At 36.6% G+C, this 12,243-nt stretch carries 11 protein-coding genes; 9 read left to right on the forward strand and 2 right to left on the reverse strand.

Annotated features, from left to right (window positions below):
- Positions 1–313: 313 nt before the first annotated feature.
- Positions 314–781 (reverse strand): DUF4334 domain-containing protein, encoded by a 468-nt coding sequence (locus TERY_RS10720; protein ID WP_370497030.1) that lies wholly within the window; start codon positions 779–781, stop codon positions 314–316.
- 225 nt (positions 782–1,006) lie between these two features.
- On the opposite strand from TERY_RS10720, the gene TERY_RS10725 reads away from it, so the two are divergent.
- Complete coding sequence (locus tag TERY_RS10725) at positions 1,007–2,311, forward strand: serine hydrolase (RefSeq protein WP_011611853.1); 1,305 nt, start codon at positions 1,007–1,009, stop codon at positions 2,309–2,311.
- 120 nt (positions 2,312–2,431) lie between these two features.
- Positions 2,432–3,100 carry an IS630 family transposase gene (locus tag TERY_RS10730; protein WP_011611854.1) on the forward strand — a complete coding sequence of 223 codons (669 nt, stop codon included), beginning with the start codon at positions 2,432–2,434 and terminating at the stop codon, positions 3,098–3,100.
- Between the two features lie 891 nt (positions 3,101–3,991).
- On the opposite strand, the gene TERY_RS10740 is transcribed toward TERY_RS10730, so the two are convergent.
- Positions 3,992–4,255: a hypothetical protein gene (locus TERY_RS10740; RefSeq protein ID WP_011611855.1), complete on the reverse strand. Its 264-nt coding sequence runs from the start codon at positions 4,253–4,255 to the stop codon at positions 3,992–3,994.
- Between the two features lie 49 nt (positions 4,256–4,304).
- Between TERY_RS10740 and TERY_RS10745 the strand changes: the two genes are divergently transcribed.
- The 7 genes from TERY_RS10745 (at position 4,305) to TERY_RS10775 (ending at position 12,221) form a co-directional block, all read left to right on the forward strand.
- Entirely contained in the window at positions 4,305–4,505 is a 201-nt protein-coding gene (locus TERY_RS10745; RefSeq protein WP_044136713.1) for a hypothetical protein, read from the forward strand.
- A gap of 584 nt (positions 4,506–5,089) precedes the next feature.
- Positions 5,090–5,866, forward strand: a complete 777-nt coding sequence (gene rfbF / locus TERY_RS10750; RefSeq protein WP_011611856.1) for a glucose-1-phosphate cytidylyltransferase — start codon at positions 5,090–5,092, stop codon at positions 5,864–5,866.
- Positions 5,867–5,958: 92 nt separating this feature from the next.
- On the forward strand, positions 5,959–7,311 hold the full coding sequence (rfbH, locus tag TERY_RS10755; RefSeq protein ID WP_011611857.1) for a lipopolysaccharide biosynthesis protein RfbH: 1,353 nt from the start codon (positions 5,959–5,961) through the stop codon (positions 7,309–7,311).
- 21 nt (positions 7,312–7,332) lie between these two features.
- On the forward strand, positions 7,333–8,445 hold the full coding sequence (locus TERY_RS10760; protein WP_044136714.1) for an NAD-dependent epimerase/dehydratase family protein: 1,113 nt from the start codon (positions 7,333–7,335) through the stop codon (positions 8,443–8,445).
- The gene (locus tag TERY_RS10765; RefSeq protein ID WP_011611859.1) at positions 8,446–9,801 is read left to right on the forward strand and encodes a nucleotide sugar dehydrogenase; all 1,356 of its coding nucleotides are present in this window, start codon (positions 8,446–8,448) and stop codon (positions 9,799–9,801) included.
- A gap of 4 nt (positions 9,802–9,805) precedes the next feature.
- On the forward strand, positions 9,806–10,711 hold the full coding sequence (locus TERY_RS10770) for an NAD-dependent epimerase/dehydratase family protein (RefSeq protein ID WP_011611860.1): 906 nt from the start codon (positions 9,806–9,808) through the stop codon (positions 10,709–10,711).
- 199 nt (positions 10,712–10,910) lie between these two features.
- Positions 10,911–12,221 (forward strand): methyltransferase domain-containing protein, encoded by a 1,311-nt coding sequence (locus tag TERY_RS10775; RefSeq protein WP_011611861.1) that lies wholly within the window; start codon positions 10,911–10,913, stop codon positions 12,219–12,221.
- The last annotated feature ends 22 nt before the right edge of the window (positions 12,222–12,243 follow it).

A 12,243-nucleotide genomic window follows, 5' to 3' on the forward strand; every position in this document is an offset into this window, starting at 1 on the left:
GCTCGAAAAAATTGCCTAGTGTTTAGTATTTCAAGATGAAAAAGTTAGCATTTTAGGCATTCCCATGGCATAATAATCAGGAGAAAAATACATCCGACTCCCAAGAGTGGGAGGGATTAGAGGTGGGTAAATTCACTGTTCCTCTGTAAGGAAATTCCATGCAAAGTTTCTACCTATCTCCCTAATCCTTAAAATAGTTTTTCAGCAAACCCTACTAAGTTTTCATCGGGCTTTTAATTAATAGGAAACTCATATCACAAGAGTTATTTAGAACACAAACTAATGATAAATATTATACTGATAAATGTTTTTCCTACTGTTGTATACTACCTCTAATCATATCTCTCTTCAATACAAAAAAGAAAGGTTGTGGTACACCTTTAAAATCCATTAAACCTAAAACTGTATTATCGTCTATTTTTCTAAAGATATCGTTAATGGGTAAATTATCATAAATCATGGTGGCACTAACCTTTTGACGATACTCCATCATACGAATCCTGGCCTGACTTTTCTCTGTTTTTAACATCAAGTTCATCAGGGTCAAAATAGGTTTCATGGCCTTATTTTTGAGACCTGACAAACTAAGTCCCAAATTCATGGCAATTGGACTTGGCTCAACCTTAAATATATTATTATTCCCATCTGAAAATAATAAAGGATGAACAAACTCAGCATCAACAAATTCTTTTCCATACCAACCACTAGCTTCTAACAAGCCATCTATTGGGTGATTTGTAGGAAATTCAGCTCCTTGCCACCTACCTATCATAAACTCCAAGTCTACCTATTCTAACTCATCAAAAAATGTTAAGGCTTGCTCTGTACTATACCCTCCATTTTCTAGAGCTGTATCTAATCTTTCTAAAGTGTTCATGTTAGCTTTTTGATTACTTACGATTAACATAGTATATTTGTATTCAGACTGATAGATTAATTTTCTTTAGAGTTAAAGATTATCTTTATTAGTCAGCAGAAAATTATTTATTTGTTTGGGAAAAATTATATGCACCAAATATTAAAAATAAAACAAATCCTCACTGGCACTTTAACAACAATGGCCAGCATTACCATCATTTCAATTGGAAATATACAGAGTGCCTCAGCAGCAGAATCTCATACTAAATCTGTTCAAGAACTTTATGAGATGCGCGATCGCATCGTAAATCAATTAGAATCTCTACCTACTCCTAGAAAAACATTATTTTTTTCTGAGCAATATCAAACAACATTAGAAAAACAACAAAACTTAGTTCAAAAATTACAAGAAATTGATGTTCAAATATTAATTGAACAGCGAGCTAATGATAATTGGAAACAAGCATTAAATCTAGGTGCTCAAGCTGCAAAAGTATCAGTATCTCAAAATCCCAGCCTCAAAACTAGAAAAACACAAAAACATCTCTGGCAACAAGCTATTTATAACTTAGAGGAAATTCCTACCGACTCACTTATCGGAGAAAAAACTAATAAAAAACTCAAAGAATATAAGCGCAGTCTCAATGATTATTCTGATCAATTAAACCTAACTAAATCCAAATTTTTAGAGAGAATTCGTAAAGACAGTGGCCTATCAAGCAAAGCGATGATTACTGTTTGTAATCTCCAACGAGAATGCTTAGATTTAAATGGTAATAAACCACCAGCAAGTGCTGCAAGTTTAATAAAAGTTCCTATTGCTGTAGCATTGATGCAAAAAGTATCCAAAGAAAATATTAGTTTAGATACTCCTGTTTATGTGAGTCGAGGTAATTTTACTGAGGATGGTTCAAAAATTCGAGCTAGAAAACGTTATCCCTTGAAAACTTTGGTCGGAGAAATGATTGACCATAGTAGTAATATTGCCACAAATCAACTAATTGATTATTTAGGGCAACCTTATATTAATAAAGTTCTCAAAGATGATGGCTACAAAATTATTCGGGTCAACTACAAACTAATGGGCAACCGTATTAGGCCTAAAAATCCCGGTAGAGGTCGTAATCGTTTAACCAGCAATGAGCTAACAGATATGATGGTCTCAATATATAATAACGAGTACCCAAATTCTGATGTATTGATAGAAGCATTAGCTAATCAGAAAGATAGGTTATTGGGATATGCTGGCCTAGAAAAATTGCCAGAAGCCAAATGGTTAGGTGAAAAGACTGGAGAAAATTCTCGTGCTCTGGGTACTACTTTAGGATTTAGTATTAATGGCCAAGTTTACGTAATGACTGTAATTGATAATCGTGGTGGACGGGATCCTCAGATTCGTGCTTCTGTTAATAAGTTGGCCAAATATCTAATTGATAATGATGGTCTGCTATAGATAGATGGCGAGATCGATATTTAACCACAGGCTCAATAGTCCCTAAGGCCAATGTACCTCCTCCTCAAATATCTAAAATTAAAGATTGGGAAGAATTTGAAAAATTTCTTGAGGCTAATCATGAGCAAACTCAAAAACAAATGGCTGGAAAATGGGGAAATTATAGTCGTTTTACTATTAGTAGAGGTTTTAAAAAAATTGGTTTTACTCCTAAAAAAAACATCTGGTTATCAAGAAAGAGATGAATTAGAAATAGAAGAGTTCATGTTGAAACTAAATCAAATAGACAACAAAAGTATTGTCTATGTAGATGAAGCCGGAATAGATAATCGGGAAGATTATTCCTATGATTATGGAGTTAAAGGAAAAAGATTACCAGGTATGAAGTTAGGAAAAAGGACTGAGAGAGTAAGTTGGATTGCAGCTATAAATCAAGAAAAAATGTTTGCTTCTTTAACATTTATAAGAAGTTGTAATCGTGATTTATTTGAGAACTGGTTGGAACATTGTTTACTACCAAAATTACACCCAGGGCAAGTGATCATAGTGGATAACGCAACGTTTCATAAGTCAGTTGATATTGAAGAATTAGTAGCTAAAGTCAAGTGTGAAATCTGGTATCTACCACCTTACTCACCAGATTTTAACAAGATAGAACGTTGGTGGTTTGTACTAAAAAATTGGATCAGACCAAGACTCAAAGAATTTAAGAATTTTAGAGACTGTGTAGATGCAGCTTTCATAATCCAATCCTCAAGTTTTTTCCTAGGGAGCAAAGATATGCTATAGAAATAATTAGTGTAGTTGCTCTTTGAGACGCTTGCTATCACACAAGAATGTGATTTTTGACTTGTCTGTTAAATCAACAGGATTTACGCATAACCACTATATATCCTAGGGTTAACTGCCGTTGACCCCTACAGATGATGTATCTTTGCATTTGCGTGGGTAAGTCCTGATCAAGTTCCAAGGTGCGAGGGCGAGAGAGTCATGTCAGTGATAGCAGAATGGATGCGAAAGCAACATTCATGCAACAAAGCCGTTATGAACTATAAATTTTAAATCCATTACACGCATCCTTAAAACTTTAGTGTTTGGCGATCGCCTAATTTATGAAAGAAAAATGCAGGTCATACAGTACACAGTACTACATCAAGACAATCTTTGTAATATGTAAATATGCCAGCGCTCATTGCTATATTACTCTACATTATATCTAACAGTGAGTAAGTCAGCTTTATAGCTTTTTACTCAATCCTACTCCTCCTAAAACCTACAACCTTATGTGTATAATTACCTTGAATGGCTTCCTAGCTTTTTGACCTATATTACTAGGATGTTCTAAGAGGGTTTTCTTGTTCCCTTATTCCTTTATTGCGACTGATTTAGCAGAGTAAAATCTCCCGGAGGGTTCTGTATGATAATAATTACCAGCCCATATAATTATCCATTGACCCCCTGACCTTTTGGTCCTAAATTCCTTAGCTGTTTTTGGAATGGTCAACGCTAATGAGAGTTTAATTACCTTCCTATTCTTCTGCGTATCAGCCTTTGCTAGCAAACTCACTCATTTGACAGTTAGAGCTTTGTCCGCATTTAAACAAGCTTTACGGATTGATGTTCAGTCTCTACCGTATGGTCTACGCTGTTAACCCAACAACAAGGTAGTAGAAATTTTACCTACAAGGATATAAGAGTTTGCCATGACCGATGTTTTACCATCATGTATTGGCATGGAAGAATTATTATACATGCTTTACAGCGGTTTTGTGCAAGCCAACAAGTCCCACGACGCTGGAGAGTTTCAGGTGATTTTGTTGGGTCTCGAACTCCAAGCTGATTGGGGGGAAGTGGGCTATCTTGACGAACTGCTTGTTGCCAAGTTTTGGGTTCTACATTTGCAAAAGTTTTAATTTCAGCTAATTTTTCTAGTGCTTTTGCCATATTTTCGCCACGATTTTTTTGATTTGACTCTGGTTTCTTTAAAGTATTAATGATTGATTTTCTAGACTTTTTGCTGAGTCAAAAACCTGGTCGTAATTCGGAAAATTCATCTGACAAGGAAGAAGAAAAAAAAGTTTCTTTTTATGAAGCAACTAAAGAAATAGCAGGCGCTCTTAATTTTTGTCCCGGAGACTTAGCAACCAATAAGAAATATTTGGAAAATCTTGGTAAAGAATGGATAAAAAAGTAATTATAGACACAGGTGTTTTAGTAGCTTATTTGAACAAACGTGTTCAATGATCGGTTTGGCAAAAATAGATAAACTTAGTTTACTCAAGGAACTAGGCTGCGCGATCGCTATTGATAAATAATAGAAATAAACTCGTTTTTATTGATTTTAATATATAGCTTTATGATTTTTTAAGGGGGCAATATAAAGAAAAAAAAGTGCTATAAAAAGAGTAGTTACTAACAGTATTACTGATGTAGGAGGCTCTAAGCACACAGTTATTTGAGTAAGTTTTTTTCTTCATTCTAAATTATAAATGATGAGGTGATAGGGCTGATACTATACTCAACGATACAGCTAACGCCACGCTCGGCAAAAGCTTTTTTTCATAGATGTAATACCACTCTTTTTTTTATGTATAAGCCATCTATTGGCATGAGAGTTTCTTGTTAAATTGGCCAAAACTTATGTTAAATCCATATTCCTGTTTTTAGATCAATATCCTACTTTTAGTGTTTTGGAGGAAATTTTACTTTTGTTGCGTCAATTGTGGTAGTCTTTTGGGACAGCAAATTCTCGGATGTTAGAAAAAAACAGAAATAAGAATGAAAGTAGTTATTCTAGCGGGTGGTATTGGTACTCGTCTGAGAGAAGAAACTGAATATCGTCCTAAACCATTGGTGGAAGTGGGAGGATATCCCATTATTTGGCACATAATGAAGCTTTATGCCCATTATGGCTTTTTAGATTTTATTATTTGTTTGGGCTATAAGGGCAATTTAATTAAAGATTATTTTCTTAATTACGAAGCCATAAATAATGACTTCACTATTAATTTAGGTCGTTCTCAGAAAATTACTTATCACAAAGCCTATAATGAACAGGATTTTCGGGTTACTTTGGTCAATACCGGTCTGGAAACTATGACGGGGGGGCGAGTGGTTAAGGTCAAACCATATATTGATGAAGATTTATTTATGGTGACTTATGGGGATGGTCTGGCAGATGTTAATATTAGAAATTTGGTGGAATTTCACAAGGGTCATGGAAAAATGGCTACGACTACTACGGTGCAACCCCTTTCTCGTTACGGGGTTTTAGATGTTGACAGGGAAGCTAGGGTTTTAAAGTTTGGGGAGAAGATTAAAGATGATAAAATGGTCAGCGCTGGTTTTTTTGTTTTTGACCGTCGGGTTTTTGACTATTTATCTGGGGATAATTGCGTTTTAGAAAAAGACCCATTAGAAAAGTTGGCGACAGAAGGTCAATTAATGGGTTATTATCATTCTGGTTTCTTTTACGCCATGGATACTTTTAAGGAATATCAAGAGTTAAATAAGATGTGGAAGTTGGGTCAAGCGCCTTGGAAGATTTGGGAATGAGATATAAAAGTAAACATTTCCTCGGGCTTGTTATAAGCTCACAATCTGCCAATTATTTTTGTTGACTTGAATACAATTTTAGGAAAAAAACTATGGAAGCTGAAAATCTCAAAGTGCAGATTTTAGAATTGGTTAAAAAATATTACCAAACAGCTCATCAAAAGTCTGGTTTTGAACCAGGAAAAAGTCGAATTAACTACTCAGGAAGGGTTTATGACGATCAAGAATTGGTCAATTTAGTAGATTCTTCTCTGGATTTTTGGTTGACCGCAGGGCCTTATGGAAACAAATTTGAGTCTAAAATGCGCGATTTTTTCAGCAGTAGAGACTTTTTGCTTGTCAATTCTGGTTCATCGGCTAATCTACTAATGGTAAGCACTATTTGTTCACCTGAATTAAAATCCCAAAAGGATACTCAGTTACAACCTTTAGAACCAGGTGATGAAGTTATTACTCCGGCTGTAACTTTTCCTACTACTTTAGCCCCTATCATTCAAAACCGCTTAATACCTGTTTTTGTGGATTGCGAGGTGGGCACTTACAATATTAATCCCCATCTTATTGAGGATGCTGTTGGGCCTCGGACAAAAGCCATTTTTATTCCTCATACTGTCGGTAATCCTTGCAATATGGAGATTATTATGGATGTAGCTAAACGTCACAATCTATGGGTATTAGAAGATAGCTGTGATGCTTTAGGGGCAACTTTTGATGGTACTTTGGTGGGTACTTTTGGGCAAATGGCTTCCTTGAGCTTTTATCCAGCGCACCACATGACAATGGGTGAAGGAGGAGCCGTTATTGTTAATCAAGCTAGTCTGAAAAAAACGGTACTCTCTTTACGGGACTGGGGTAGAAGTTGTTGGTGTCCTCCAGGGATATCTGATAGTTGTAGCAAAAGGTTTAATTGGGAATTGGGCGAACTACCATTTGGGTACGATCATAAATACATTTATTCTAACATTGGCTATAACTTGAAAGTTACTGATATGCAGGCGGCTATTGGTATTGCTCAAAAGGAGAAGGTTGAAGGGTTCATTGAAAAAAGGCGTCATAATTTTTGGCGACTGTATGAAGGCTTAAAATCTCTCGAAGAGTACCTAATTTTACCTAAAATTGATTCTAGGGCTAACCCTTCACCATTTGGTTTTCCTATTACTGTGAAGGAAGGAATAAATCGTCGCGAGCTAGTTCAACATTTGGAAGCTCATCAGATTGAAACTAGGTTGGTTTTTGGAGGTAATATACTAAAACAACCTGGATTTATGAATATTGAACGTAGAGTTCACGGTACTTTGGAAGAATCAGATATAATTATGAATCGCACGCTTTTTACTGGTGTGTTTCCTGGATTAACTGATGAAATGATAGATTATGTCATTGAGCAATTTACTGTTTTCTTTAAAAAAGATCCTGTTAATTCATCGGTTACTCTTTTGTCATAAATTTTCAACATAATAGAAATAATGGTAAATACTATCCAAACAGTTGTCGAGAAAGATTTAGAGTACATCTGCACTCTTCTTAAGGAAGAGATGTCTTGCTTGGCTGGAAAAAAAATGTTGATAACTGGAGGTGCAGGTTTTTTAGGTTATTACTTGGTTAAGTCAGCTTTATTCTGGAATCAGTCTGTAGAAAAGTCTCGAAAAATAGATTTGACAGTTTATGACAATTATATCCGTGGCGTACCTAGTTGGTTAACCGATTTAGAAGAAAACAGTTTTAGCTTGGTAAAGCACGATATTACTCAACCACTGCCTAGTAATATTGATGATTTTCAGTACATAATTCATGCAGCTTCCATAGCTTCTCCGACATACTATCGTAAGTATCCTATTGAAACGATGGATGCTAATGTTAATGGGTTAAGGTTTTTGTTGGAATATTGCCAACAACAAAAACATAAACCTCAACCAGTGGAAGGTTTCCTATTTTATTCGACTAGCGAAATTTACGGCGATCCGACTCCTGAAAATATCCCTACTCCAGAAACCTACAGAGGAAATGTTTCTAGCACTGGTCCGAGGGCTTGTTATGATGAATCTAAACGCTATGGTGAAACTCTGTGCGTGAATTTTGCCCAGCAGTACAATTTGCCGATTAAAATAGCACGTCCTTTTAATAATTATGGCCCTGGGTTAAAAATTACTGATAAAAGGGTAATTCCTGATTTCGCTCGCGATATCCTGGCGGGTAAGGATATTGTCATGCTTTCTGATGGTTCCCCCACTAGGACTTTTTGTTATGTCGCCGATGCAATTATTGGCTATTACAAGATTTTAACTAAGGGTAAGCAAGGTGAAGCTTACAATATCGGTGTGGAAAAACCAGAGATTTCTATGCTTGATTTGGCAAATAAGATTGTGGAGTTAGCAGGAGATTTATTCAATTATTCTGGTAAAGTTGTTCGTCAAGCTAGTGCTGACCAAAATTACTTGGTTGATAATCCTAATCGTCGTTGTCCTGTCATTGCTAAAGCTAGAAATGATTTGGGATACAATCCTGGTATTTCTCTTGATGAAGGGCTAAAAAGATCGCTGATATGGTATCAAGATAATTCAGAAGCAGCGGAGGCATAAATGAAAGTTTCTATGATTGGTACGGGATATGTAGGTCTAGTGTCTGGGGTTTGCTTTGCCGAAAAGGGGCATTCGGTTATTTGTGTAGATATTGACCAAGATAAGGTCGATTCTATTAATCAGGGCATTCCCCCAATATATGAGAAGGGTTTGCAGGAGTTGTTGCAAAAAAATATTGGTGATGGCTTACAAGCTGTCACCGACTTGGGACAGGCAGTACAAGAAACTGAAATTTCTATGATTGCTGTTGGCACTCCTTTTGATGGTAAGGAAATTGACTTGGGTTATATCAAGCAGGTTTCTCAGCAAATAGGGGAAGCTTTAAGGAATAAAAATTCTTATCATTTGGTCGTTATCAAAAGTACGGTAGTACCAGGTACTACTGAAAATGTGGTGTTACCAATATTAGAGGAAACTTCTGGCAAAAAAGCAGGGGTGGATTTTGGTCTGGGGATGAATCCTGAATTTTTGAGGGAAGGGGAAGCTATTGAGGATTTTATGTTTCTTGATAGGATTATTTTAGGTGGAATTGATGCTAAAAGTATTAGCTTACTGGAGCTTTTATACCAAGTTTTCGAGGGCATAGAAAAGCTAACTACAAATTGCACTACGGCAGAAATGATTAAGTACACTGCTAATTCACTTTTGGCTACTATGATTTCGTTTTCTAATGAAATAGGTAATCTCTGTAGTGCTGTTGGTGGTGTAGATGTGGTTGAGGTGATGCAAGGAGTTCATTTGGATAAACGCTTTAGCCCAATTACGGCTAGTGGCGATCGCATTACTCCTGCTTTTCTGAGCTACTTACAAGCAGGTTGTGGTTTTGGTGGTAGTTGCTTTCCTAAAGATATAAAAGCTTTAACTGCTTATGGCAGTAAACTGGGAAACCAGATGGAAATTCTGGAGGCTGCGATTAGAGTGAATGTTGCTCAACCTCAGAAAGTTTTGGATTTGTTGAAAAAGCATTTTCCTTCGACTGAGGGGGTAAAGGTAAGTGTTTTGGGTCTAGCTTTTAAACCTGGGACTGATGATATCCGAGAGTCTCCGGCGATTCCTATCATTGAATCTCTCTTAAGTCAAGGTGCGATAGTTAAGACTTACGATCCATTTGCTCAAAAGGAGGCTCAAAAGTATTTTTGTGAAAATGAATTGCTGTTTTGTGATGATTTAACTGATGCTTTAGATGCTGTAGAGGCAGTAATAATAGTCACTTGCTGGTCTGAGTTTGAGGCTCTCCCACGGCTATTAGCTGGTAAGGATAATCCACCAGTTGTGGTTGATGGCAGAAGAATGTTGGGTAAACAGAGTGTTTCTATCTATGAAGGAATAGGTTGGTCCTCCAAATCAAAGTATTGAAAACATGACACAAACAATTTTAGTTACTGGGGCTACAGGATTTGTGGGAAGTCATTTGGTTAGGCAACTCCTGAATAAAGGCAATCGAGTTATTATTCTCAAGCGTAGTTTTTCTGAAACTAAAAGGATTGAGAATTGCCTGTCACAGATAACTGCTTATGACATAGATCGGTGCAACATAGAAAAACCTTTTCAAGACTTTGGAAAAATTGATGCAGTAGTTCACACAGCAACGGCCACTGGTCGCCGTCAAGAGAGTCTTATAGAAATATTTGAGGCTAATACTGCATTTCCTTTAAAATTGTTGAAAACAGCCAAAGATTTCCAGACCAAGACTTTTATTAATACGGATACTTATGTTAATAAAAGCAATATATTATATCAAGGATTAGAAAGCTACTCTCTTTCAAAAAAACATTTCCAGCAGTGGGGAAAACAAATTGCTCTAATTCATCAGATAAAGTTTTTGAATGTTAGATTAGAATACGTTTTTGGCCAAGGGGATTATCGTAACAAACTAATATCTTACGCGAGCCAGCAGTTTTTAAGCAATGCCTCTGAGTTAAAATTCACTTCGGGGGAACAGCAACGAGATTTTATTCATGTTGAAGATGTAGTTTTGGCCTATCTTTTGCTGCTAGAAAAAGAATCGAAACCCTCACAATATTATCAAGAATATGAAGTAGGAACAGGTAAAGCAACTTCATTGCGACAACTTCTAGAAATGTTGAAAGAATTAATGCAAGTTCAAACAGAATTAAAATTTGGAGCTTTACCTCAACGTCGGGGTGAAATTATGTTTTCTCAGGCTGACACTAAGACCATTGAAGAAATTGGTTGGTATCCGGCCAAAAGTTTAAAAGAACGTTTGATGCAAACCATTGAAGGTGAAAAAAAACTCAAAGATTAACTAGGTTGGCTCAAGACTATTTTTGACACATCAGCACATTGCTGATAGAATACTAAAATTGTTTTACTTATATTATATTATTATATTCAGGACTTATGCAGAACCACTATATCTAGTAGGGGTCAACTGCCTTTAACCCCTACAGATGGTGTATATTTTCATATTTTGCGTAAGTCCTGCATATTATCGAAAAAAATAAATGACTCAATCAACTTCTTACTCTGAAATTACTAAATGCCGAGTTTGTGGCTCCGAAAAACTTACTCCAGTTTTAAGTTTGGGCAGCCAACCTCTCAGTGGAATTTATCCGTCCCCTGACTCTCCAGATCCATCTACTTCTCCTTTAGATTTAGTAATTTGTGATAGTGAGGAAGGCTGTCGAACGTTGCAACTAAAACACAGTGCAGATGCATGGGAAATGTATGGTGATAACTATGGTTTTCTCTCCGCAACAAGTCCAACAATGTGCCGTCACTTACAAGGTATTGTTACAGAAGCTTTGGAACTGGTACAACCCAATCCTGGGGATGTGGTTTTAGACATCGCTTGCAATGATGGTACTTTACTGAACTTTTATCGCGATCGTAACCTAACTCGCATAGGCATGGATCCATCAAGTAAAAAATCTGCAGATAAATTTGATGCAGACATTCAAGTTATCTATGATTTCTTTTCTGCTGATGGAGTACGGGAAATGGTGGGGGATAAGAAATGTAAAATCATTACTTCCATTGCCATGTTTTATGACCTGGAAGATCCAATAGACTTTATGAAGCAAATTCATTCTGTTTTAGCTCCAGATGGGATTTGGGTTTTTGAACTTTCCTATATGCCCCTGATGTTGAAAAATCTGACCTACGGCCAGATTATGCACGAACATTTAACTTACCTGGGTTTGCAGCAAATTCAATGGATGGCAGAACGCGCTGACCTTAAAATACTCGATGTCAGTTTGAATTTTATGCATGGTGGTAGTTTTCGGATTAAAGCTGCCCGCAAGGAGAATCCGATGAAGCCTAACCATGAGGCGATCGAGAAAATTCTTGATGCCGAAAAGCCCCTGGCAACAATGGCTCCTTTCGAGCGATTCCACAATCGGATTATTCAACATCGGCATGAGATACGAGCATTTTTTGATCTGATGCGATCTTCTGGTAAAAAAGTCTATGGCTATGGAGCTTCGACTAAGGGGAATATTGTTTTGAATTATTGTGGCATTACCCCACAAGATTTGATAGCTATTAGCGACCTGGAACCTCAAAAAGATGGTGCGGTTACGCCAGGAACTCGGATTCCAATTATAAGTCACGAAAAGCTACGAGAAATCCATCCTGATTATGCTCTGGTGTTGGCTTGGCATTATCGTCCAGAAATCATTAATAGTGAGATTAACTACTTGGAAAAAGGTGGGAAATTGGTATTTGATTTACCGCGTCCCCATACTGTTAATTTGGAAAATTATCAGTATTATTTGAATGCTTCCTTTGAAGACCTAGCTTTTTCTTTATAGATTAAAGAATTGCTGCTGTTTT

It is taken from the genome of Trichodesmium erythraeum IMS101 (genome assembly GCF_000014265.1).
Lineage (GTDB): Bacteria > Cyanobacteriota > Cyanobacteriia > Cyanobacteriales > Microcoleaceae > Trichodesmium > Trichodesmium erythraeum.

What these genes read in the sequence shown, in the direction of transcription:
- TERY_RS10770 (WP_011611860.1), top strand. Translation starts at nt 9,806, where the DNA reads ATGACACAAACAATTTTAGTTACTGGGGCTACAGGATTTGTGGGAAGT.
- TERY_RS10760 (WP_044136714.1), top strand. Translation starts at nt 7,333, where the DNA reads ATGGTAAATACTATCCAAACAGTTGTCGAGAAAGATTTAGAGTACATC.
- rfbF (WP_011611856.1), top strand. Translation starts at nt 5,090, where the DNA reads ATGAAAGTAGTTATTCTAGCGGGTGGTATTGGTACTCGTCTGAGAGAA.
- rfbH (WP_011611857.1), top strand. Translation starts at nt 5,959, where the DNA reads ATGGAAGCTGAAAATCTCAAAGTGCAGATTTTAGAATTGGTTAAAAAA.
- TERY_RS10775 (WP_011611861.1), top strand. Translation starts at nt 10,911, where the DNA reads ATGACTCAATCAACTTCTTACTCTGAAATTACTAAATGCCGAGTTTGT.
- TERY_RS10725 (WP_011611853.1), top strand. Translation starts at nt 1,007, where the DNA reads ATGCACCAAATATTAAAAATAAAACAAATCCTCACTGGCACTTTAACA.
- TERY_RS10765 (WP_011611859.1), top strand. Translation starts at nt 8,446, where the DNA reads ATGAAAGTTTCTATGATTGGTACGGGATATGTAGGTCTAGTGTCTGGG.
- TERY_RS10745 (WP_044136713.1), top strand. Translation starts at nt 4,305, where the DNA reads ATGATTGATTTTCTAGACTTTTTGCTGAGTCAAAAACCTGGTCGTAAT.
- TERY_RS10730 (WP_011611854.1), top strand. Translation starts at nt 2,432, where the DNA reads ATGAGCAAACTCAAAAACAAATGGCTGGAAAATGGGGAAATTATAGTC.
- TERY_RS10740 (WP_011611855.1), bottom strand. Translation starts at nt 4,255, where the DNA reads ATGGCAAAAGCACTAGAAAAATTAGCTGAAATTAAAACTTTTGCAAAT.